Origin of the sequence: Nostoc sp. (genome assembly GCF_036918015.1) — a bacterium.
GTDB lineage: Bacteria > Cyanobacteriota > Cyanobacteriia > Cyanobacteriales > Nostocaceae > Nostoc.
In genome coordinates this window covers 35,775-58,621 of sequence record NZ_JBALEO010000078.1, presented here as the reverse complement: position 1 = coordinate 58,621, position 22,847 = coordinate 35,775, and the positions used below count along the sequence as shown (strand labels likewise).

Genomic DNA, 22,847 nt, shown 5'->3' with positions numbered 1-22,847 from the left:
CATAATTTTTACTAAGATGCCAATAATTGCCGAATTAACCTGGCTACAGCTTTCTGCGTGAAGCGGTTGGCTATTTGTTGACCTAAACGTTGTACATCTGAATTTACCAATAACTGGGCAATTTGGGATGTAATTTGCACTGGATCAAAGCCTCTTGTTTCTTGGAGAATACCTAATATACGTTTGATATGCTCTAAGGTTTGTTGTTGTTCAACCGTGGCCGCTGGAGTTTTATTCACTGCTGTCAATCCTACGCGTTCTCGCAACAAGGAGGTAAAGTTATGCAAAACATTTTTACCTAAAGCATCGAGTCCGTTAACAGATTCATCTACTAGCTTGTCACGAATAAAAGCACCGCGTTCAGATGACAGAAATTCTATGCCTTGATTCAGCACTAAATTAAAGTCATAGTCTTGACTATTACGCGCATTTTTTAACAAGTTTTCTAAGCGATTCCAGCGAAATCTACCATCTTTAAATAACAAATCTTGCAATGATGCTCTTAATTGCGGTGCTGGATCTGTTAACAGGCGTTTGGAAACGTAGGGATAAGCTTCGCTGAGAACTTTAAAGTTGGGATCTATATATATTGCAATACCTTCTAGCGTCACCAGGGAGCGAATAATTAAGGCGTAGTAGGGCGGTACGCGGAAAGGATACTCATACATCAAAGCTGATAGTTCATCGGTGATGCTTTTAATATTAAGATCGGCAACACTGGCTCCTTCGGCATCAGCAAAGACTCTCGCAAAGGCTGGGATAATTGGTGTTAAATCGGTTTCTGGTGATAAGAAATCTAATTTAACGTAGTCTTTTGCTAATCCTTCAAAGTCGCGGTTGACAACGTGGACGATCGCTTCAATCAAACCATAACGCTGTGGTGGCTTAATCTCGCTCATCATCCCAAAGTCGAGATAAGCTAATTTGCCATCGGTTGTTGCTAACAAATTACCAGGATGAGGATCTGCATGGAAAAATCCATGTTCTAGCAGCTGGCGCAGGGAACACTGCACACCCACTTCAATTAGATAACGAGCATCTATACCTTGGGCGCTAATTTCTTCTGTCTGGGTTAATTTGGTGCCGTTAATCCACTCCATCGTCAAGACGCGACGATTGGTATATTCCCAGTAAATTTTTGGTACGTATATGTCTTTTATATGACCGTATAACTCGAAAAATCGCTCGGCATTTTCACCTTCGTGGATGTAGTCCATCTCTTCAAAGATGCGATCGCCTAATTCATCGAGAATCCCAACTAAGTCACTTCTTACCCGTTTAACCTTTTTCTGCACCCAAGCGGCGAGGTTACGCAAGATATACAAGTCAATGGTGATTCCCTCTCTTAAGTCGGGGCGTTGAACTTTAACAGCGACTTCTTCACCTGTTTTTAGCTTACCTTTATATACTTGCCCCAATGAAGCCGCAGCAATTGGCTGGGCCGATAGTTCGGCGTAAACCTCTTCTGGAGGTGCGCCTAATTCTTCTTTGATAAACTGGTAAGCAATTTCGTTGGGGAAAGGCGGTAATTGGTCTTGTAGTTTAGTTAATTCTTCTAAATATACGGGAGGAACTAGATCCGGTCTGGTGGATAAGGCTTGGCCAATTTTGATGTAAGCAGGCCCTAATTGGGTCAGCAATACTCGTAGCTGAGTGGCTCGGCGGCGGTCATTTTTGACGACAATTCCCCGTTTACTATCCGACCACAATCCCAAAGCAAAGGATAGAGTCGGCCCCAATACGGCAAAAATCCGCCGTAAAACTTGCACTTTTTTATTTTGGTAATGCGCCGCTATGCCTACGGGATCGTAAAGCGTCTCAGGTTGGGCTGTTGTCCTCACCTTTTGGGCTGCTAAGAGTCTTGGTGAGCGTACAACTAAACTTGATGTACCATCTTCTGGCACTACATCGATAACATCCAGTTCGTCGCTTCGGCGATTTGTGCCGTTGCGACTGTCCTCCTGAATCGGTCGGGAACTAGGGGGAAGTGTCTTAACAATCATGAAGAAGGCCACCAGTCAGAACGATCACATTAAGTATTGTAACAATATCTTTAGAAAGTGGGAATTGGGAATGGGGCATTGGGTATTTTTTCCCTCCCTCTGCTCTCCTTACTCCCTAGTACTAATAGGTCTGCTACACTTAAACGGGCATACTAGTTCAATAGTAGTAGGTATTGCTAGTTGCTGAAAGATCATACTTATTGTCTTGTAAGTTAGAAGTATCCGGCATCTGCCCTCATGGAGAATTTGGCTTGATGTTGCTTTGCCTGAGAATTGAAAACTTTGCCCTAATTGACCAACTGGAATTAGAATTTGGCGCGGGACTAAATGTGTTAACAGGTGAAACCGGCGCTGGAAAATCGATTATCTTGGATGCCATTGATGCCGCTTTGGGCGGTAAAGTCTCTAGTCGAGTCATTCGCACGGGGACAAGTCGGGCGATGGTTGAAGCTACTTTTACCTCAAACGCCCCCCTAGCGGCTTGGTTGACTGAACAAGAAATAGATTTGCTTGATGAAAATTCTGTAGTCATTAGCCGAGAAATCACAGCCACTGCGAGTAATGTCCGTAGTCGATCGCGGGTGAATGGTGTGTTAGTAAATCGGCAGATTATGGGAGGAATGCGCGATCGCTTGGTGGAAATCACCGCCCAAGGTCAAACGGTGCAAGTGGGACAATCTGCACAAGTCCGAGACTGGTTAGATTTGTATGGCGGCGACTCTCTGATGCAGCAACGTCATAAAGTCGCTACGAGCTTTAGTAGTTACCAACAGGCGCATTTAGCTCTAGAAAAACGCCGGACATCAGAACGGGAACGGTTGCAACAACTAGATTTGCTCACTTATCAAGTGCAGGAATTGGGAGCAGCCAATCTCAGCGAACCTAATGAATTGGAACAGTTGGGACAAGAACGGGAACGCCTGAATCATGTCGTCGATTTGCAACAAATGAGTTACAAAGTTTATCAGGCTTTGTATCAAAACGATCATGAAACTCCCGCCGCAGGTGATTTATTGGGAGACAGTGAGGCGACATTAAATGACATGGTGGAATACGATACCCAACTACAACCCCTATTAGAATTGGTCAGGGACGCGCAAGCTGCGGTAATGGAAGTGGGAAGGCAGATTAATGCTTATGGAGACGGTTTGGAAGCCGATCCGCAGCGATTGGAAGAGGTGGAAGAACGAATTCAGGAATTAAAGCAAATTTGCCGGAAGTATGGGCCGACACTTACAGAAGCGATCGCTTATTACCAACGTATCCAAGCAGAATTAGCCCAACTTAACGACAGCGAACAATCTATCGAAAGTCTGGAACAGCAAGAAAAGGCGTGTTTTGAGAAACTTACCCAAGCAAGTAATCAGTTAACTCAATTGCGGAGTAAGGCGGCGGCTAATTTAGAATCACGTTTGATAGCTGAACTCAAGCCCCTAGCGATGGAAAAGGTGAAGTTTCTGGTTGAAATATTACCAGCTTTCCCAACTGCGATGGGAGCAGATAAAATTACTTTTACATTTAGTTCCAATCCCGGAGAACCACTGCAACCTTTAACAGAAGTTGCCTCTGGTGGTGAAATTAGCCGTTTTTTACTGGCTTTAAAAGCTTGTTTTTCTCAGGTTGACGTAGCTGGGACAATGGTATTTGATGAAATTGATGTCGGGGTTTCGGGAAGAGTCGCCCAAGCGATCGCGGAAAAATTATACCAGCTAAGTCAACGCAACCAAGTATTATGTGTTACCCATCAACCTTTAGTTGCGGCAATGGCCGATCGGCATTTTCGCGTAGATAAGCAAACTATTAATCAAGGCAAAGGTAAAAAAGCCAACAATGACAATGCCGAACAGCGTACTGTTGTTAGAGTTACTACCTTGGATAATTTAAACACCCGTCGGGAAGAACTAGCGCAGTTGGCTGGTGGTAAATCTGCAAGTGACGCGATCGCTTTTGCAGAGTCTCTATTATTACAAGCTGCTAACCACCGTCGCGGGAAGCATACTTGACCAAATAATTACGAATTACGAATTACGAATTACGAATTACGAATTACGAATTACGAATTACGAATTACGAATTACGAATTACGAATTACGAATTATAAATTTAGGCTGCCAATTCTGAAAGGCGTAAACCAGCGATATTCTCGCAGGAAAAAGTCTCTTTACCCATACATCGCCGACAGATTAGCTCTATAATTTGCCCTGCCCAGTTGCGAAAAAACCATTGGCATAAGGAACCATCCTCTTGAGGAGTCATAGACAGAGGAATAAAGCCTTTCTTCTTCCATACTTCTGCTGCTGTATAGATATCATCAACAATAATGGCAACGTGATGGACAGTATTAAAACCTTGCTCTTGGAATAAGCTAGCAATCTGTTCATCTGGCGCGTTAGGCGCAAGCAGTACCAAAATCATACCTGATGGCATTAAGGCTGAAAGAAAGTACATACTAGCATCTTCGGGTAATAAGCTTTGCTCTGGACAAAAATCATCGGGCCATTTTCCTGGCCCTTCCGTGATTTTGGCATCATAGTTGACCAGAGTTTTAGCGTAGTCTGTGAGAGTTTCTGAATCAGGAAACAACAGTACATAGTGATCTACGACAACTAGTTCACCAAATAGATGTATGCAAAAAGATGAGTTTAAGAATTCTGGAGTCTTGCACTCTTGTTTATACAAGAGCAATCCGTCAGTTTCTACAAAAGGTGACTCCTTATTCATCGAAGTCTCCTAAGTTAAAAGACTTTACAGCGTCTACCGCAAGGTTATTGCTCATAATGCTCACCGATCCAAACGATCTAGTATTCAATATTGTGGATTAGAAACAAGGTTGATATCTACCATCATAACCAAGATTGTTTTGAGCTAATCTCAAGCACCAGCGATCGCAAGCAGCTAACGACTGTCAAAAAATTAAAAATTAAGCTTCTAGTAATGACTCACCAAGATAACCTCCAACAGCTTTAACACCAGGTAAAGCGAAGAAATATCCACCACCTATGGGGCGAATATACTCCTCCAAAGGTTCTCCTTTCAAGCGATTTTGCACTGTCACAAACCCCTTTTCTAAATCAGCTTGAAAACAGACAAACAACAAACCCATATCTAAGTGTCCAGCTTTATCAAACCCGCGTGAATAGTTGAAACCACGCCGCAGAATCAAACCCAACTCTGATTTGCGGGGATTAGCAAGGCGGATATGAGCATCTAGGGGGATTTGTTGACCCTTGGGGTCTTGAGCATAATTGGGAATATCTTTCTCGTGGTTCATCCCCAAAGGTGCGCCAGAATCTTTATTGCGCCCAATAATTGTCTGTTGCTCCTGTAGTGGTGTACGATCCCAGCGTTCGACTAAGTTGCGGATCACTCGTACCACTTGATAGCTTCCTCCTACTGTCCAAGCTGGTTCACCACTGTTTGGTTGTACCCAGACAAGCCGGTTCATCAATTTGTCGTCACTAGCATTGAGATTTGCCGTTCCATCTTTAAAACCAAGCAGGTTACGCACCGTAGATTTGCCTTGTTTTTTGTGGGTATTCGGTGGCAGAAACCCCGCTATTTGCCAACGCAAAGTTATCAAGTCTGGCAAGTTCTTAATGATGTCGCGTAAAGCGTGGAGATTCGATTCCTCAGTATTTGCACAGAATTGCAACAGTATATCTCCATGACATAAATCTGGGTCAAGCTGGTCATTAGGAAAATTGGCCATAGTATCTAACCGCTTGGGTTTCAAGTTGCCGAGTCCAAAGCGGTTATCGAACAGCGAGTCACCCACTGCTAGGGTGATGGTGAGGTTATTGGGAACCACTACAGGCCCAAGAATCCCCGAATCATTGGGTGGAAATTTGGGGTCGCGCGACTTGGGTGTTCCCCCTGCCATGAGAAACTGGATGCGCTCAGTTAAAGTTTTGAACAACCGCACTAAATCTGCTTTATTGGCAGCACTTGTATCAAATGCGACCATCAAACCCGAAGCAGGAGTAGGGGTAAGAATACCTGCTTGGTGAATCCCAAAAAATGGCACAGTCTCTTCAGATGGGTCAAGAAGCGATCCCAGAAGAGTACGATAACCCAAAGTAGTCAAAGCTGCTATTCCACCTGCTGCTGCCATACCGATTAACAAGTCACGACGGCCTAGCTTGGGAGTAATGCGTAAACTTGGTTGCTTTGTGATAGACATAATTTACTCCTCTAGGAATCCTGCATAAATTAGTTAACGCCCAGAGTGCCGCGCAACTGAGATAAATCTTCAGAAAGAGCAGCGATCGCTGTTTTCATGTCTTTCTTGTCTGCTTCACTCACTTTGTCGTAGGTAGCAAAACCACCATCAGGGGTTTTGTATTTAGCAAGTTTTTGGTTAACTTTGGTAAAATTTGTATCCACACGTGTCAGTAGTTCTGGGTTGGCTTTTTGGATGACGGGGCGCAATAACTCCACAATCTTTTGAGAACCCTCTACATTAGCGCTGAAGTCCCAGAGGTCAGTATGGCTATAACGGTCTTCTTCCCCAGAAATTTTGGTAGCAGCCACTTCTTCAATCAAGCCAGCAGCACCGCCAACCATATTTTTCGGTTCAATGGTCAAGGAGGCAATGCGCTTTTGTAACTCTAGTCCATCTTTCTGTAGCTTTTCGGCAAAAGGTTTCATACCTTTTGTGGTTTTATCTTGGAATAAAGCTTTCTCTATGCGATGGTATCCAGTGAATTGTGAGTCAGCTTCTTTTTTGGCAAAGTCATCAGCACGAGAATCCATCGTTTTATCGAGGTCGGAGAACAATTCAGCTATTGGTTCTGCGCGTTCCCAGTGAACATGGGTAGAGGCATAGAGTTTCTGAGACTTGGCAAGGTCGCCAGCAATCACGGCATCTGTGAAGGTCTTGTTGTCTGCCACCAGTTGGTCAACTTCTTTGGTGACGTAGACTTTATACTCTGCGATCGCACCTACTAATTTACCCTGATCTACAGTCCCTTTGGCTTGAGAATCTCCAACTCCTGCCTTCACTGTGAGTTTCCCCTTGGGATTGCTGCGTAAACCGCAAGCCATATCATACTCACCCGGTTCTAGATTGGTTTTCAGTTTTTGAACGAAGCCAGGAGCAATATTTTCCCGTTCTTCTATGACTTTCACCCCAGACAAAATTTCCCACTCTAAAGGTTGGCTGCTTTTATTGGTAATTACAAAACTGTTTTGCCCAGATGTCAGTGTCAGCTGATTAGGTTCGCAACCTTTATCTGTCACAGTCAAAGCAGTTTCCGCAGAATTGCTGCTAGAAGTATCACTGGCTACTTTAGCTTCTGGAGAATTACTCCCAGAAGTATCGCTTGATTTGTTGGATTCACAGGCAGCGACTGTCAAGGCAATCAGACAGATAATTGTTGAGTGCTTTAAAAAATTTTTCATGGTTATATTGTCCTAAAAATTATTGAAGTTACTAGGAATGCCTAGCTGTATTCTTCTGTCCAGCGTTCTCTCCCAAGAAGAACAACAACATGGTAGGAATTAGATAGCCGAAATAGGCGATCGCCTCGCTAATGGTGGGAGCATCGTTATATCCAAAAAATCCCACCAAAAGTGAACCTAGAAACCCGTTATTGGGAAGTACTCCGCTAGCATCGAATACTACTGTTTGCAGTAAATTCCACACTCCGGCTTCATGGAAAGCTCTCACGCCACTTGCTAACAGTCCAGCAGCAACCAGGATAATGAAGGCTCCTGTCCATTTAAAAAATCGCCTTAGATTGATGCGGATACCACCTTGATAAATGCCTATACCGACGGCTACTGCGGCTGCATATCCAAACAATGCTCCCACGGGAGCTTGAATTCCCAAATTTTGCTGAAATGTTGCCAGGAGAAACACTACTGTTTCCAAACCTTCCCGCAGGACGGCAAAGAATGCCATCCCCACCAGCGCTAGTCCCCATTTATCCCCCGACTGAATAGCAGTTTCAATTTGAGACTGTAATTCGCCTTTAAGAGAACGAGCAGCACGGCGCATCCAGAAAACCATCCAGGTGAGAACCCCAACTGCAACGATGGAAATTATAGCTGCAAATAATTCCTGTTCTTGTTGCGGAAAATCCTGACTGGTTATTTGCAAAATCATTGCAGCAACTAGACAAAAAAAGGTTGCTAGCGCAATGCCAACCCACACTGACTTCATCAAATAGGTACGCCCAGTTTGCTTGAGATAACTGGCAATGATACCCACGACAAGTGCAGCTTCAACGCCCTCTCGGAACATGATCAAGAAGGGAAAAAGCATGGATAACCTTATTAATTATAATTACTATCAAATCATCATGAGAATAATAACTTACTTGAGAACATTTGTATATAATTGCGAGTTAAAAAATCTCTAAAATCCTAGAAGCATAAATTTTTCGGGGAATTGACAATTGCAGACTGGAAATTATATCAACCAATCAAAGAACTCCTACAACACATTGCTAGGAGTTCTTTCTGGCCTATTCTGTCGTCAGCCAGAATCTTCCATATCCCAATCGACAGCTTAATATCTGTGCGATCGCCTGGATGCAACTTTTGAAGTTGATCTTGGGTAATAATTGTGGTCATTGTGTAAATTATTGAACCGCCTTCTATAAGAGACACTACGTATAGCTTGCTTCTGCGTAGGAGTATGCAGTTCGTTTAATTAGGAAAATTATCTAAAGATTTGACACAAGCATCTAAAGATTTTTCATTGTAAAAATAAGTTAGCTTTTATATATTTATCTGCATAAATAGCGTTAATTACAGGTTTTTTTGACCAGTAAATTTCATGAAAATACTCTGTGATTTAGTCCAAAACACTCAAGATTAGCAATAAAAAAACAATAATAAATTTACGAAGGAAGCTTCATTGTGCCTTCTTGGAATTTCTTGATTAAGCAAAATTTATGTCCTAATAGAAGGATTAACTGTAATGGCATTTGATGCAAGTTCTTTTTTTGGTAACGCCTCTGATAGCCTTCATCCTGGCAACCTCAGCGATCCGTTCGCACCTGGAGGCGCGTTTGGCATACCAACGGCTGACACATTCGACTTTGCCAAGTATGGAATTCCAACTGATGGTAACTTTAATTTGGGTAGCTCTGGCATACCAACGGCTGGCAGCTTCGACTTTGCTAAATATGGAATTCCAACTGATGGCAGCTTTGACTTTGCTAAGTATGGAATTCTAACGTCTGGCAGTATACCAAATTTTGGTGCTAGTGGTGGCAGTTTCCCAATTGCTTAGTGCCAATTACATAAATTTAAGGGCGAATTGAAGTTAGACATCATCTTAAAACTCTAGATTTGTCTATCTTCTAATTACGCGATGTACTACTTTTGCTAAACAAAAATCCTACCCCAGCAAGAAATAAGAATCACTATCTTGTAGCTTTTGCATAGGGTGGGATTTTTGTTATTTATGGAAGACTCAGTAGTGGCTATCACTTCATCATCTGATACTCACATTTTCATTTATTTATACTCCTGCAAAGCCCCTAACTTCCGAATTCCTGGCCAAATCATGGCTGTAGCAATCACTACTACAATTGTGCCGATTCCACCACCCACAACAGAAATCACTGGGCCAAATAAAGCCGCAGTTAAGCCGGACTCAAAGCCACCCAATTCATTGGAGGCACTAATAAACACGCTATTGATAGCAGCAACCCGACCACGTAAATGATCCGGTGTTCTGATTTGAACTAATGTATGGCGAATCACAACGCTAATACTATCTAGTGCGCCACCAAGAATCAGCATCAACATAGATAGCCAAAAGGAACGAGAAAGTCCAAAGATAATTGTGACAACCCCAAAGCCAACCACTGACCACAATAAGGCTGGGCCTGCTTTGCGTAATGGTGGTAAATACGCCAGGGTAATAGCCATAGTCAAAGCACCGATGGAGTGAGCTGCTTGTAGATATCCCAACTCCACTGGCCCCACGTGTAAAATATCTTTGGCAAAGATGGGTAACAATGCGATCGCACCACCCAACAATACAGCAAACATATCCAATGTAATCGCTGCTAAAATCAACTGATTCTGCCAAACAAATTTAGCACCGGCTGCAAGTGCTTTGAGTGAAATTGGCTCAGTTTTACGGATGACTTTTTGCTCTTTGATCGCCAGCGTTAAAATAAAACACAGCAACGCGGCGATCGCTGCTAATACATAAACTCCTGTAGCACTTCCCAACAGCGCAATCCCGAATCCTCCGAAGGCTGGGCCGATAACTGAGGCTAACTGAAAGCTACTACTATTCCAAGTAGCTGCATTGGTGAAAGCAGTGACAGGTATTAATTGCCACATCAGAGCATCACTGGCAGGTTTGAGAAATGCCCTAGCGACACCTGTTAATACTAAGCAAGCGTAAATTAGAAAAATTGCACCCTGAGTATAGGAAAGTATACCCAAAGCTAGAGAGCAGAGGGCTAGCAATATTACTGAGAGTAACATGGTGAGTTTGCGATCGCGGCGATCGGCAACATCTCCGGCAATTAAGGTGAGAATAATCATCGGTAGGACTTGCGCCAGTCCTACACCACCTAAAGCGATCGCTGAGTTAGTCCGCTCATAGAGTTCCCAGCCAATCGCTACAGTTTGCATTTGCGACCCGATGAACAGCACCAGCCGTCCGATGGTAAATAGCCGATAGTCTCGAAACTTAAAGGCTGCAAAGGGATCGTGTTGTGCAACCTCAAAGTTATGGGGCTTTGAGTTCTGTTTTCTCGAAGACATTTTTTAGTAGAGTTAAGCCTTCTTCAATGTTGGAAATTTGGTCTTCTGAAAGACCTTTTAGCAAATCGGTAATATGAGCGCGAGTTTGATCTTGGGATTGCTTGAGATGATGTTTTCCATCTTCAGTTAAATTGAGCAGCACCCGCCGCCGCTCTTGAGGATGAGCAATCCGTTTCACGAAGTCGCGTTGTACCAAGCGTTCTATGGTTGCTGATGCCGTGGCAGAGGTGACACCTAAATGCTCTGCTAAGTCAGATAATGAAGCGCCAGGATTGCGGTTGATAAATGCTAGCGATCGCAATTGAGGTATAGATAAAAAAGCGGCACTATGGGCACGCATATCCGCTCGGATAAACCGCATCACTAATGGAACTGTCTCCATTACTCTAGCGGCACATTCTTCGGAAGTTGCACCTTGATTAGGTTTATCCAAGGTCATGGGCTTGTTATTCTCCTAGTTACATGGCCACCCGTGGATAAAGTTTTCCACCAAGGATGGCCAAAATTATTAATGTGAATAAGAGAATTGTACAATCCAGACCAAAGCCATAGATGCTAGTGCCATTCAACAGCATAGTGCTACGTAACCCGTCAACCAGATAAGTCAACGGATTTAAATGGGAAATGAACTTTAACCAACTGGGCATCAAAGAAATTGGATAGATGGCATTGCTAGCAAAAAATAACGGCATGGTTAACAATTGTCCAATACCCGTCATCCTTTCTCGGCTTTTCACCAAACAGCCAATAATTAATGAGAAAATACAAAAGGAACCCGCCCCTACTATGACCAGGAATAGTACTTGGAGAATAGCTAGGGGATGAAGATTTAGTTTGACACCTAATAAAAATGCTAATCCGTAAATGAATACTACCTGAGATAAGCACCTCACCCCACACGCCAGGGCTTTGCCCAACACCATCGCCACGCGAGGCGTAGGACTAGCTAAAAATTTATGGACAATGCCTAAATCTCGCTCCCAGATTAGCGTCATTCCACCACTAAAAATTGCCACGAACAGAATACTCTGAGCCAAAATGCCAGCAGAAATAAAGTCTAAATAGGGTAAGTTCCCTGTAGGAATAGCGCGAGTTCGGGCGAAAACTTGCCCAAAAATTAGCAGCCATAAAGCTGGTTGTACAGCCCGAACGACTAAATCCGTGGGATCGTGGCGGAGTTTACGGATTTCCAATTCAGCGATCGCCAGGGTTTTTGTAACTAGCTCTTTAATTGCAGAGATCAAATTTACTCGGACAGTGGGTGGTGCTTTAACCCAACCGTTGAGCAGTACGTCTGGTTCTTGCTGTGTCACGGTAATTGACTCCTGATGTTAACTGGTCGCCTGTATAGTGAATAAAGACATCATCCAAAGTTGCATTTGGGTTATCTAAAGAAGCTTTTAAGTCGCTTGGTGTACCTGTGGTAACGACTTCACCTTGCTGCATAATCGCCACTCGGTTACATAAGCTATCTGCTTCTTCTAAAAAGTGGGTTGTTAAAAATATAGTTGTGCCGTAATCAGCACAGAGTTGTAGTACAAGCTGCCATACTTGAGTTCGAGCGATGGGATCTAGTCCGACAGTCGGCTCATCAAGAAACAGAATTTGGGGTTGATGTAGAACTGATATGCCGATTTCCAGCTTGCGGATCATCCCACCAGAGTAGTTTCGTACCAAGCGTTTCGCCGCATCTTGCAAACCCATGTATTCTAGAATTTCATAGATGCGGCGATCGCGTCCTTTGGCAGGTATTCCATACAGCTTGGCGAAGATTAAGAGATTTTCGTAACCCGTGAGACTACCATCAGCAGACAGCGCCTGGGGTACATAGCCGATAGCCCGTCTCACAGGATTAGATTGACGAGCCACGTCATAGCCAGCTAAGGTTGCTTTCCCTGCACTGATAGGCAGCAAGGTTGTCAACATTTTAATAACCGTACTTTTCCCTGCTCCATTGGGGCCAAGCAGCCCAAATACTTCGCCCTGTTCCACAGATATGCTCAGGTTATTAACTGCGGTTAACTTACCAAAACGGCGTGTGAGTCCCTGAGTTTCCAAAATCAACGGTTTTGGTTCGCTAGCAGGTTGCGATCTATTTATTTTTCCCGTCAGTATTGTCACAAGTTTGATGCACTTCTATTAATTAGTAAATCTAACTATTAGCTTCTCAATAGATTTGCCAGAAGTCAATAGACTTCTGGCGGGAATTTGAATCAGAGTAAAAGGAAACTCAGTAGGGTGGCGGCGAGGCTATTGATGGGTGAAGTTTCACTGACAAATTAACCGCAAACACTTGCTAGGATGGTTAATAAAAAATTTTCAGAATGCCTACTGCTGCTCAGTTAGAAAGTCTATGCCGTATTTAATTTTCATCAACAAGCTGCAAAACCCTCTTGTATAAAGGTTCCGCTACCCAAAATCCTGCCTCGTTAATCAGAGCATCTAACAAAGGTTTCACAGCAGAAATCAGCCTTTGACTTTTAGCTTCAACCAAGATCCCTAAAATCCCTGTATAACCAAGATTTAGCCTAGCTGCAACCATACGACCACGACGTTCATCAATCAAAACTCGATCTGCTTTCATTTCCAGCGCTAGAGCGATCGCTTCAGCTTCACCAATATCCAGTTCATTGCTGAGTGCTTCAACCAATGTTCGATCTTGAACTGGACGAGTTTGAACCCAGATAAAAGTTTGGACTTCAATTGCACCTGCCACTGGAAAGTTGGGATCAGTTAGTTCTCGGTAGACAGCTTCAGGAATTAGGACTGTTCCGTAAAGCTGTTGTAGTAAATGAAGATGGTTAATGGCGGCGAGGTTATTGATGGGCGAAGTATCACTGACAATGATCACAGTCTACCCATCGCCCGCAAGTTTTCTATATCTTGGTCAAAATCCTCGACCCCATAATGCACTGAAATTTGACGACTTGCGAGTAGATGCTGAAATGCTATACGATTCATGCCTGCAAACCGGCTCGCTTGAGCAAGGGTTAACTTTTCTTTTTCAAAGAGCATCACTGCAATTTCCTGCTTCATTTCGCCTTCAGTCATCCGAGTTGCGATTAATATTTCATTAGGAATGACGATGCTCATCATTATAATCCTCTCTATCACTACTATTCTAAGCAGCTTGGGCATCGCCAAGGGACAAAACCCAGCACTCCCACACGGATAGCTGGCTAAATCTGCAAAAATGAATTTTAATCAATTGAATTTACTTATCCTAATTCAAAGGTATTCAGGAGAAGTATAACATCGTCCTATTCGCAAGGAGTCATTATGGCATCCAATAAATACTACGCCGTTTTTAAAGGTCGAAAGACAGGTATATTCACAAGCTGGGAGGAATGTGATGAAAATATCACAGGTTTTAGTGGTGCGTTGTACAAATCCTTTAAGACTAGAGAAGAAGCAGAAGCAGCATTGGAGGTTGCAGAGCAGAATTTTATCATTACAACTGAGCATAAAGAAGTAACCCGGCAGGAAACAAAAACAAAAATTCTTCCTGCACAAGAGTTAATAATGGATAGCGTTTGTGTTGACGCTTCATGTTTAGGGAATCCTGGGTATGTTGAATATAGAGGTATTGATACAGCAACACGGAAAGTGATTTTCCATAAACGTCCAATGCCAAACGGAACGAATAATCTTGGGGAGTTTTTGGCTATTGTTCATGCTCTTGCATACCTCAATAAACAAAGTATGAATATACCTATTTATTCTGATTCCGAGACAGCTATTATTTGGGTAACAAACAAGAAAACCAAAACAAAGTTAACCCGAAGTATGGACAATGAAGAAATATTTAATTTGGTAGATAGAGCATTGACGTGGTTGGAAAATAATGAGTATACCAATCCTATCCTCAAATGGAATACTGTCTCTTGGGGCGAGATCCCAGCAGATTTTGGTCGTAAATAGGTTTGCGTCTAGCAGCGAGGCAACAACATGACATACATAACCTATAAAGTGATCGCATCTCTAAAATCAATCCTAAGCCAGAGAGTTAGTTTAGCAAAGGCGATGTCTACAATGGGGTACGCCTACGCAGCTTTATCAGATATTCTGAAATAAGATTATATCTATAAACCTGAAGCAAAATATCCGATTATGGCGATCGTTGTTTCCCTTAGCCCAGAATTAGAAGCACGACTGCGCGAGAAAGCTACACAGCAGGGACAAGATGTTAGTTTCGTTGCAGCCCAATTGCTAGAGGCTGTCCTAGAGTGGGAGGTGCAAGACTCAGAAGCAGCTATTAAGGGTATTCAGCAAGGATTAGAAGACTTTGAAGCGGGTAGATTCCGTTCATTTGATGATTTTGCTGACGAGCAACGTCGCAAGTATAATCTGCCAGCCGATTTATGAAATACCGCATTGAAATCTCTAGTGTAGCTGAAGCAGAAGCAGACAGCGCATTTTTGCAGTTATCTCAAGTTACTTCTCCTGAAAGGGCAAGTCAGTGGTATGCAGGATTACTACAAGTCATTGAGTCTTTATCGCAAATGCCAAGCCGATGTTCTCTAGCTAGAGAAAATGATTATTTTAGCCAAGAAATTCGCCAGATACTTTACGGTCGAGGACGCAACTTATACCGAATAATTTTCACAATTTTGGCAGGACAAGAAATCTCGACAGTGCGTGTTCTTCATATCCGTCACGCTGCACAGCAGACTCTTGGCGAAGCACCGGATAACTTTGAGACGACCTAAAGACTAGCAAGCGCACGGGGCTATTCTGGAGCATATTAAACATATACCAGCAAAGCGATCGCATTAAAAATTACTTAAAAATTGAGCGCTTGTTGACAAAAGCCTGATTAGTAATCACAATGTAATTACAATTAAGGACAAGTATCCTCATGGGGACAGCAATTAGAACCCGTATCGTTAAAATCGGGAATTCTCAAGGTATCCGTATTCCTAAACTTCTGCTGGAACAAAGTGGTATTGGTGAAGAGGTAGAAATTGAAATTCAAGATTGTCACCTAATTGTCCGTGCTGCCTCTCAATCGCGCAAGGGGTGGGATGAAGCATTTGCAAGAATGGCGAAGCAACACGACGATGCACTGCTCGATGATACCGTAACTACAGAGTGGGAGCATCTAGAGTGGGAGTGGTAGTCAATCGATTTGATGTGTTTTTGGTTAACCTCGACCCAACCATTGGCAGTGAGATTCAAAAGACAAGACCCTGTGTAGTAATTTCACCAGATGAGATGAATAAATATATTGCCACGGTTATTGTTGCTCCGATGACAACTAAAGGACAGTCTTATCCGACTCGTGTTGCTTGTGAGTTTCAGGGTAAGGATGGGCAAATAGTTCTAGATCAAATTCGTACAGTTGACAAAACCCGATTAGTCAAAAAGCTAGGTCAGATTGACTCTGATGAACAAAAAGCAGTTTTAGATACCTTGGCTGAAATGTTTGCTGAATAATATGCCTAATAATTCTATAAACCGGAGGTTATGCCAATTCTTTATGGCTACGAGTTATATAACATCTCTGGTTATTTTCAACATCTGATTCCCACCAGGCTGGAGTTCGTATTCAACCTTTTCAATATCTATTTTATAACCTTTTGAAGTGTAATATTTAACTATTTCATCTAAATGTTGTGAATGCTTCCACATTAAAGTTATCAGGGGAAATATTCTAACTTCTTTAGCAATACGCAACATCTCACCTACTGAATTTAAGTGAAAATCGTAATCGAGATGATCTGAATATAAAAATAATAAATGCGAACAAAGAGCTATATCAAACTCTTGATTATCATAAGCTAATTTTGGCAATTCACCGACTGCGTATCTGTTGCTTTTTTTGCTAGTTTCATAATCAGACAGAAATTCTTGAATAACTTTTACTCTATTGTGTCGTAAATCATCTGGGGATTTATGATAGCTCCATACCCAATCATTTGATGTAGCTTTGACTTGGTTAATGATGTTATCTACCACTTCATTAAATCTTTGCAATATCTCATCGCCAGAAAATTGGTAAAGTGGATCAACAGAAACTACACTTTTACCTTGACGTGTCATTTCTGCATTGAAGCTTGCTGGCCCATCCCCAATCCCAATGATTCTTTTATTTAAATCAGCATTTGTTAAATTGAATATTTTTATATATTCATCCATTGACCTCCCAAAAGGAACTACTTTATCTAGAACCATTGCCATATAATTTACCTCGCAAAGGACTGATTAAACAAGATAATAGTAAACTCAAAATGTTTTATCTACTGCTAGACGGCAATCATTCAGAAGCACGTTAAGTTCTTTTACAACTGTCAAGGGATTTCTACCTCTAAATACAGCAGCGATCGCAGCTTCATAAGGATTTCTACCTGTTCTTTTAACAGCATTTATTGCAGCTTGATTTGATAATCCTCGGACACTAACTAGCCATGCCGCTAAAACATGTCCTGTACGTCCAATTCCACCAGAACAGTGTACAACAACTTTCTCATTTTCTTTATCTGCTTCTATTAAGAAAGGAAGTATTTTCTGTGTGAGGTTTTCTAAATCAGATAAATGAAAATCTGCAATTGGTGCCCAACAAACCAACTGATTCCCAAATTCCTGTTTGTATATGTTTAGAAGATCGGAGTAAGAAGCTAGCTGTTGTTCATCAAGAAGACAGCAAACACGCTTGATATTTTGGCGCTTCATGAATTCTATCCAATCCTGAACATTCTTGTCAGTGTATCCAGGTCGCGCAGCACCAAAGACTATTTGCTCTTTCTCGCAAGCTGGGGCAAACTTGTACATATTTAACTGTCTAGAGTCAAGGTTGGTAAATCTCACCAATAGCAGAAAATAGCGATCGCAGTGCCAACGCTTTCAGCGATCGCAGTTTAAAAATCTCCCTACAACCGATGCCAGCTAAGGTAACTATATCAAAGGCCTAATACAATACCTACGTATACCCCATTATCTTGCTTTAGACTGATACTGCAATGTATCCAACCTATCTGAAAAATAATAAGGTAGATCGAATACTAAGAATAAAGTTTTTCAATAAATTTTATATTTTTGTGAATTATCTTGCTGGCTATACTACCTCTAATGCTTATTCTTAGGACTTTTGCAGCTTACCTAGCTAGCTCCAGTAGTTACCTTGACTAATCAATGAGGTTAAGAGAAACTAACTAAATACTGATGTATGTGCTTATAATACTAATAAGTTTCGTTAAGATTCTGAGATATATATGTTGAAACATGGAACATTAGTTAACAAATGGCAAGTTTGTATCTAAATATGTTCCTACGGCTATATTTGTAGCCTTCTGCTAAGGCAGTACAATTTAAGCGTACTTATCCTGGTTGACCAAAAGAATGGAGACATTAGAGTTCATAATCTATCCAGACGGTCGGGTACAAGAGAAAGTCACTGGCATTGTGGGTAATTCTTGCGCTGAAGTTACAGCAGCAATAGAGGCACAGCTGGGGCAAGTAGTTAATCATGAGCCAACCTCAGAATATTTCGCCGCGAAGGTGCAGCAATCTAATGTGGCGAATACACACACCACTTACAGCGATTGGTAAGTTTTCACAGTAGTTTAGTGTTATTAATTCACAACCACCATGTCACACTTTAGCCAAATTAAGACTCAAATCCGTAACCTTGATTCTTTGAAAGATGCTTTAACTGAATTGGGCGTAGACTGGAAACCCGGCCCACGGGAAGTCCGTGGCTATCGCGGTCAAACCCATCCTGCGGAAGTTAGTATTGAGCAGGAAAATGGCTATGACATCGGTTTTAGATGGAATGGCAAAGAATATGAACTGGTGGCTGACTTGCAATATTGGCAGCAAGATTTGTCTGTAGACGGATTTTTGCGCCAAGTAACACAGCGCTATGCTTATCAAACAGTTGTCAAAGAAACCGCTCGTGTTGGTTTTCAAGTTTCTGAACAACAAAAAAATGAAGATGGTTCAATTCGCCTGGTAGTACAGCGCTGGAGTGCGTAATGGCTGATTTTCTGCCGTCGCCGGAAGAACAAGAAGATAACCGTTCCGGTTTTGAACCAGAATTAGGGGGTTTTTTACGGGATGCCCCAGAACGTTCTGGTTTAGAACCGGAATTGGGTGGTATGCTACGCCAAAATGGTGTTTATGTTGACGAAATCACCTGTATTGGTTGCAAGCATTGCGCTCATGTTGCGCGTAACACCTTTTATATTGAACCAGATTACGGGCGATCGCGCGTGGTTCGGCAAGATGGGGACGCTGAAGAAATTATCCAAGAAGCAATTGACACTTGTCCGGTTGATTGCATTCATTGGGTTGATTACACTGAACTGAGAAAGTTAGAAGACGAGCGCAAATATCAGGTAATTCCTATAGTGGGTTATCCTGTAGAACATGCAGTTGCTGCTAGCGAAAGTCGGCGTAAAAAGCAAAAGTTAAAAACCAAAAAATCCCGTTATTAAGATAAAAACGTTAAATCAATATAATAAAGGACTGGTATATCCAGTCCTTTTGTTTTTCGTTATGTAGTTAATTTCTGATGCAAGGATAATTTTGAATTCCCTGTAAGGGCTAACTCCCTTCATTTGAAATTTAGAGGATCGTGTTGTGAAAGTAATTTTTCTACTTTTGCCTCATCTAACCTAGCGGTTAATCTTCTTGTTTCATGCAAGTCTCTAGTAGTTTTTGCCAAAGTAAAAGTTGAGCCAACAGAGAAAGCCATACCCATACCCATAAAGCCTTTCACCCACCCATTTACAGGTAAGTTTACAATACCAAAGGTGGTCATAGAAATAGAAATCACAAAAGCTGCCCAAGTTTGAATAACCCAAGCTGCACTGTCTTTTTGGGTACCAATTGTTTGCATATTTCTTACCTTTGATATGAGTTATTAATACCAATTCTTAATTCGTAATTAAGAAGCGTAAGATTTAATCTGGGTTTCCAGACTTGTATCTATAGTTTAGTTTTGGAGAATTGGTGTTAACAGTAATTATATTTATTAGTAAGTTTACTGGTATCAATACTAAGACCAGTTTCATAACTGGACTTCAACAGGTAAGCTCAAGAGCAATTGTAATAAGTAGAAACTGGCACAAGATTTGTACCAGTTTTACAAGTGGCATTAAAAGGATGAGTTTAGTTATTCATCTGGAAAAGTCTGTACCTTGCCATCAGGACTGAGAACAACTCGAATTCTGACATTTTGTCCATTTTTATTAGCGGAAACAAAAGGTTTGCCAACTTCAGGCATCCCAGCGTTATCAACGAATTCTCTTGCTGCTTTATTAAGGGGGAAAATTCGTTCAATTGTGCCGTCAACACCAACTATCAAACTGTACTCTAATGTTTGTCCCAGTCCAGTAGGTGGTTGCCAACGCTTTGTTAGATATTCTCTAGCTTCTGCTATTTGAGTTGTGTCAAATAATGTGCCAGTAGCTACTTCTCTGGATGTGGGGTTTTTACCTGCGTCCCCTAATTGATCGATAAATGGATTATTAGCAGCGGTTCTAGAGGAGGGAAGTTGTGAAGTAGGTTTCTCTCCAGCAGAAGATTGCTGTAAGGAACTGATTCTTTCGTCTAGTTGTTGTGAGGTTAGTGGGGAGGGTTGGGTTGGGGTATTGACACGATTATTATTGGGTATGGTATCAAGAGATGGAGGCAGGACTGGTGAGATATTAGTTGGTAAGCTATTGGCGTTAGAAGATAGTCTGGGTGGCAAATTCCGCAGTTGAGGGATAACACCGGGTTGGGAATTTGACCCGGTTGGATTCTGTCCAAGATTTGGTAATATGGCAATTTCCTGACCTGGGATTTTGCTGGATGGTGCGTTAGTGTTCGCGGAGCGACTTGTAGAGAAGCTCGCCGGAGGCATCGCTCGATTACTAGGAAGGGTTGCAGTCGTCCCTTGAGGTATTGTCAATGTATTTGGTAGCGCTGGAGAGAAACTAGAACTAGGAGCTGTTAGAGGCGCTTGGGGTAAAGTGGATGTGGAAAGTGGAGGGGTGGAACCTAGCAAATTATTTGATGGCGGGGTTAGCCCAGGTTCAGGCGTGGGAAAGTTTAGTGAGGATGAAGGTTCTAGAGCAGTTTTTACCGCTGTTGAATCTGATGTTTTGGCTGTCTGCTGTTGCTTTTCTCTAATATTGTTAGCATATTGCCAAGTAACTGGTAAAAAACCTACACCTAATACTAATACTGCCGCAATAGGTGCCCAAGCAGGAAACCTCAGAGTTGAACCTGTGCTGTTGAGAGTTGGAAGTGCCATGACATCAGTTGAATATTCATCTAAAGCACTTGCCAAATCGAATAGTTGCAGCAAACTGAGTTGAATTACGGGGCCAGATGAATAGTTGGCAAGAGAACCAAGAAATAGGTTGTGAGTTAAATAGCTGCTTGGTTCTAAGTGGATATTTGCTCCTGGAATCTGGTTACTAAAGGCATTTAATGTTTTTGTTGAAGACTTTAATTCTGGCTCATCCAGTGCTGTGCTTGATTCTTGGGTACTGGAGAAACTGACCCAAAAGCTTTCTGGAGACTGTTGGAGAAACTGCTGTACATAGTTGGTGACAGCATCACATAAAGCTTCGAGTTGCTCGCGATCGCCCCGAATTGGAACTCTTTGTTCTTCTGGTAGTCGGGGATCGTCAAAACGTAGCTCAAAACTCAGATGTTTGAGGACAGTTTTCCCCATCCAACGAGACAGAGGTGAGCTTTGTGCGAATACTTCTAGTGTGCAAGTTGGTGGTGTGTAGCAACGAATAACTGAATTTGATAGAGGCATGACAGGAACTGCGAAGAAGACTATATTGGGATTTTGCAAAAATTGAGCCAGTTGCTTGCAAAGAAAAGTTGGAACGGTGGATTCCTCCACTTAGCAATTTGTCAGGTTCCTTCTGTTATGCAAACTGGCGTGCAAGGAGGAAGCATTGCTGATAGTGCATCGCCCAAGAGCTAATGACCATCAAAAAGGAATCCTTACCTAGCAAACTTTCATGAGCAAATTTTGGTTGAAGAATTTCAAATCTAAAATTTAAAATTTTGTTGAACGGTCTATAAGTGCTAGCCAGAGACGGCGATGCCCACCAGGAGCGCTGTAAAAAAGTAAATCTATAAGCAGTTTTAGGGCCAGGTTGGTTAGTAAATCCGTTGAGATTTGCTCGTCCTCTTCCATCCTCTCTTGGTAGGTGTTGCAAAAAGCATCAATATAGTCTCCAAGTAAAGCAGCCTGGTGAGGTTCCCGGTTATTTTCTGCCATTTGTTCTAACAGACCAACAGCGCGGCGAATCAATTCCTGGTGCTGTTTGGCTAGGTAGCAGATGATCAAAACAAGCGATCGCGCTTCTTCGACATCTAGCTTTTTTCGCCCTCCTTGACCTTTGCGTAGGGGATTTGATTGGCGCAGTCGCCATAAAGCTACGCGGTCTGGCACTCTTGACTCTAAATTCAGATCGGTTGCCGCCGAAAGCATTGCCTCTGAACCAATCCCAGTTAAGGTTTCTAACGCCAACAGCACCAAGTCTAATTGGGTTTTGATATTGTCCCATTGAACTGTATTTGGGGCTGGAAGCTTGATTAAATCCTCCCACTGGGAATTTGGAGTGGCTGAGTTGGCGGCCGAGTGCATAACTTTTAGCATAGGTGATCGAGCTGATAGGGGATGTTGCTGTTACCCATTTTGAAACCAGACTCTTAAGAATCAAGCTTGGTTTCCCATAGCTACGAGCCAGAGGCTTCATCTGGCTTTTTTATGTGGTAAACAGTGGGTATCTTTGTCTTACTCTAGATGAAAATTTATTTTCGACAAAGTGAAAAATTATCAATTCTAATTAAGGTTTACCCGACTTTCGCTGTTAGCTCAGTATCAGAGTATAAATAAACTATTGTTTTGAATGCTAACCGCTAGCGATCGCTAAGTAATTATGTAGAATACCTCCTAATTTGTTTGCGGTTTTAAATTTTGAAATTTCTTGATATTTATTACTTTGTCTTAATGTATACATAATTACTCTAAAAATATTTTACCTGTTTGCTCAAGGCACTTTTTGCTGCTGGACATTATCCCAACTTAGTTTTACTTGTGTGCAGCCTGTTATTTCAGTATAGGCTGGGCAACATCAGGACGATTGACGCCTC

The 22,847-nt window shown here is 42.2% G+C and carries 27 protein-coding genes; 10 read left to right on the top strand and 17 right to left on the bottom strand.

The features are described 5' to 3' along the window. Nucleotides 1–11: 11 nt before the first annotated feature. Entirely contained in the window at nt 12–2,003 is a 1,992-nt protein-coding gene (locus V7K61_RS23170; protein ID WP_335056874.1) for an ABC1 kinase family protein, read from the bottom strand. Between the two features lie 254 nt (nt 2,004–2,257). Here V7K61_RS23170 and recN point away from each other — a divergent pair, with 254 nt between their 5' ends. Continuing rightward, nucleotides 2,258–4,006, top strand: a complete 1,749-nt coding sequence (recN, locus tag V7K61_RS23165; protein ID WP_335056872.1) for a DNA repair protein RecN — start codon at nt 2,258–2,260, stop codon at nt 4,004–4,006. A gap of 100 nt (nt 4,007–4,106) precedes the next feature. On the opposite strand, the gene V7K61_RS23160 is transcribed toward recN, so the two are convergent. From V7K61_RS23160 to V7K61_RS23140, 5 genes are all read right to left on the bottom strand, one after another. Then, a complete protein-coding gene (locus V7K61_RS23160) occupies nt 4,107–4,724 on the bottom strand; it encodes a VOC family protein (RefSeq protein WP_335056870.1) in 618 nt (205 codons plus the stop codon). 199 nt (nt 4,725–4,923) lie between these two features. Then, the gene (gene efeB, locus V7K61_RS23155) at nt 4,924–6,183 is read right to left on the bottom strand and encodes an iron uptake transporter deferrochelatase/peroxidase subunit (protein ID WP_334990407.1); all 1,260 of its coding nucleotides are present in this window, start codon (nt 6,181–6,183) and stop codon (nt 4,924–4,926) included. A 29-nt stretch (nt 6,184–6,212) separates the two neighbouring features. Continuing rightward, nucleotides 6,213–7,403, bottom strand: a complete 1,191-nt coding sequence (gene efeO, locus V7K61_RS23150) for an iron uptake system protein EfeO (RefSeq protein ID WP_335056868.1) — start codon at nt 7,401–7,403, stop codon at nt 6,213–6,215. Between the two features lie 31 nt (nt 7,404–7,434). Beyond that, nucleotides 7,435–8,268: an iron uptake transporter permease EfeU gene (efeU, locus tag V7K61_RS23145; protein ID WP_335056866.1), complete on the bottom strand. Its 834-nt coding sequence runs from the start codon at nt 8,266–8,268 to the stop codon at nt 7,435–7,437. Nucleotides 8,269–8,420: 152 nt separating this feature from the next. Further along, nucleotides 8,421–8,615 carry a hypothetical protein gene (locus V7K61_RS23140; protein WP_335056864.1) on the bottom strand — a complete coding sequence of 65 codons (195 nt, stop codon included), beginning with the start codon at nt 8,613–8,615 and terminating at the stop codon, nt 8,421–8,423. A gap of 313 nt (nt 8,616–8,928) precedes the next feature. Between V7K61_RS23140 and V7K61_RS23135 the strand changes: the two genes are divergently transcribed. Continuing rightward, on the top strand, nt 8,929–9,243 hold the full coding sequence (locus V7K61_RS23135) for a hypothetical protein (protein WP_335056862.1): 315 nt from the start codon (nt 8,929–8,931) through the stop codon (nt 9,241–9,243). A 227-nt stretch (nt 9,244–9,470) separates the two neighbouring features. Here the strand turns inward: V7K61_RS23135 and V7K61_RS23130 are convergent, their stop codons facing one another. The 6 genes from V7K61_RS23130 to V7K61_RS23105 form a co-directional block, all read right to left on the bottom strand. Then, on the bottom strand, nt 9,471–10,739 hold the full coding sequence (locus tag V7K61_RS23130; RefSeq protein WP_335056860.1) for an MFS transporter: 1,269 nt from the start codon (nt 10,737–10,739) through the stop codon (nt 9,471–9,473). Next, a complete protein-coding gene (locus tag V7K61_RS23125; protein WP_012410989.1) occupies nt 10,705–11,178 on the bottom strand; it encodes a MarR family winged helix-turn-helix transcriptional regulator in 474 nt (157 codons plus the stop codon). Before V7K61_RS23125 ends, V7K61_RS23130 begins: the two co-directional genes overlap by 35 nt. 19 nt (nt 11,179–11,197) lie before the next feature. Further along, nucleotides 11,198–12,052, bottom strand: a complete 855-nt coding sequence (locus V7K61_RS23120) for an ABC transporter permease (protein WP_335056858.1) — start codon at nt 12,050–12,052, stop codon at nt 11,198–11,200. After that, nucleotides 12,009–12,860: an ABC transporter ATP-binding protein gene (locus V7K61_RS23115; RefSeq protein ID WP_335056856.1), complete on the bottom strand. Its 852-nt coding sequence runs from the start codon at nt 12,858–12,860 to the stop codon at nt 12,009–12,011. The genes V7K61_RS23120 and V7K61_RS23115 overlap by 44 nt, the downstream gene beginning before the upstream one ends. Nucleotides 12,861–13,101: 241 nt before the next feature. After that, on the bottom strand, nt 13,102–13,590 hold the full coding sequence (locus V7K61_RS23110) for a DUF3368 domain-containing protein (protein ID WP_335056854.1): 489 nt from the start codon (nt 13,588–13,590) through the stop codon (nt 13,102–13,104). Continuing rightward, nucleotides 13,587–13,832, bottom strand: a complete 246-nt coding sequence (locus V7K61_RS23105; protein WP_335056951.1) for a UPF0175 family protein — start codon at nt 13,830–13,832, stop codon at nt 13,587–13,589. The genes V7K61_RS23110 and V7K61_RS23105 overlap by 4 nt, the downstream gene beginning before the upstream one ends. 186 nt (nt 13,833–14,018) lie before the next feature. On the opposite strand from V7K61_RS23105, the gene V7K61_RS23100 reads away from it, so the two are divergent. The 5 genes from V7K61_RS23100 to V7K61_RS23080 all read left to right on the top strand — a co-directional run bounded on the left by V7K61_RS23100 (nt 14,019) and on the right by V7K61_RS23080 (nt 16,175). Further along, a complete protein-coding gene (locus V7K61_RS23100) occupies nt 14,019–14,660 on the top strand; it encodes a ribonuclease H family protein (RefSeq protein WP_335056852.1) in 642 nt (213 codons plus the stop codon). Nucleotides 14,661–14,849: 189 nt separating this feature from the next. Further along, nucleotides 14,850–15,104 carry a hypothetical protein gene (locus V7K61_RS23095; protein WP_094348428.1) on the top strand — a complete coding sequence of 85 codons (255 nt, stop codon included), beginning with the start codon at nt 14,850–14,852 and terminating at the stop codon, nt 15,102–15,104. Then, nucleotides 15,101–15,448 carry a type II toxin-antitoxin system RelE/ParE family toxin gene (locus V7K61_RS23090; protein ID WP_335056849.1) on the top strand — a complete coding sequence of 116 codons (348 nt, stop codon included), beginning with the start codon at nt 15,101–15,103 and terminating at the stop codon, nt 15,446–15,448. The genes V7K61_RS23095 and V7K61_RS23090 overlap by 4 nt, the downstream gene beginning before the upstream one ends. 149 nt (nt 15,449–15,597) lie before the next feature. Beyond that, a complete protein-coding gene (locus V7K61_RS23085) occupies nt 15,598–15,858 on the top strand; it encodes an AbrB/MazE/SpoVT family DNA-binding domain-containing protein (RefSeq protein WP_335056847.1) in 261 nt (86 codons plus the stop codon). Further along, nucleotides 15,846–16,175 (top strand): type II toxin-antitoxin system PemK/MazF family toxin, encoded by a 330-nt coding sequence (locus tag V7K61_RS23080; protein ID WP_104901101.1) that lies wholly within the window; start codon nt 15,846–15,848, stop codon nt 16,173–16,175. Before V7K61_RS23085 ends, V7K61_RS23080 begins: the two co-directional genes overlap by 13 nt. Nucleotides 16,176–16,229: 54 nt before the next feature. Here the strand turns inward: V7K61_RS23080 and V7K61_RS23075 are convergent, their stop codons facing one another. Then, nucleotides 16,230–16,919 carry an SAM-dependent methyltransferase gene (locus V7K61_RS23075; RefSeq protein ID WP_335056844.1) on the bottom strand — a complete coding sequence of 230 codons (690 nt, stop codon included), beginning with the start codon at nt 16,917–16,919 and terminating at the stop codon, nt 16,230–16,232. Nucleotides 16,920–16,964: 45 nt separating this feature from the next. Further along, nucleotides 16,965–17,510: a protein-tyrosine phosphatase family protein gene (locus V7K61_RS23070; protein ID WP_335056842.1), complete on the bottom strand. Its 546-nt coding sequence runs from the start codon at nt 17,508–17,510 to the stop codon at nt 16,965–16,967. Nucleotides 17,511–18,077: 567 nt separating this feature from the next. Here V7K61_RS23070 and V7K61_RS23065 point away from each other — a divergent pair. Genes V7K61_RS23065 through V7K61_RS23055 form a run of 3 tightly spaced genes read left to right on the top strand, consistent with a single transcriptional unit; the run spans nt 18,078 to nt 19,174 of the window. After that, nucleotides 18,078–18,287: a DUF2997 domain-containing protein gene (locus tag V7K61_RS23065; RefSeq protein WP_334898110.1), complete on the top strand. Its 210-nt coding sequence runs from the start codon at nt 18,078–18,080 to the stop codon at nt 18,285–18,287. Between the two features lie 39 nt (nt 18,288–18,326). After that, nucleotides 18,327–18,713 carry a DUF1257 domain-containing protein gene (locus tag V7K61_RS23060; RefSeq protein WP_012406942.1) on the top strand — a complete coding sequence of 129 codons (387 nt, stop codon included), beginning with the start codon at nt 18,327–18,329 and terminating at the stop codon, nt 18,711–18,713. Then, entirely contained in the window at nt 18,713–19,174 is a 462-nt protein-coding gene (locus V7K61_RS23055; RefSeq protein WP_335056840.1) for a ferredoxin, read from the top strand. The genes V7K61_RS23060 and V7K61_RS23055 overlap by 1 nt, the downstream gene beginning before the upstream one ends. A gap of 119 nt (nt 19,175–19,293) precedes the next feature. Here V7K61_RS23055 and V7K61_RS23050 read toward each other — a convergent pair whose 3' ends face one another. From V7K61_RS23050 to V7K61_RS23040, 3 genes are all read right to left on the bottom strand, one after another. Continuing rightward, a complete protein-coding gene (locus V7K61_RS23050; protein WP_094348435.1) occupies nt 19,294–19,578 on the bottom strand; it encodes a YiaA/YiaB family inner membrane protein in 285 nt (94 codons plus the stop codon). A gap of 276 nt (nt 19,579–19,854) precedes the next feature. Continuing rightward, complete coding sequence (locus tag V7K61_RS23045; RefSeq protein ID WP_335056838.1) at nt 19,855–21,495, bottom strand: DUF4335 domain-containing protein; 1,641 nt, start codon at nt 21,493–21,495, stop codon at nt 19,855–19,857. 249 nt (nt 21,496–21,744) lie between these two features. Beyond that, on the bottom strand, nt 21,745–22,350 hold the full coding sequence (locus V7K61_RS23040; protein WP_334717290.1) for a DUF3038 domain-containing protein: 606 nt from the start codon (nt 22,348–22,350) through the stop codon (nt 21,745–21,747). Nucleotides 22,351–22,847: the final 497 nt, after the last annotated feature.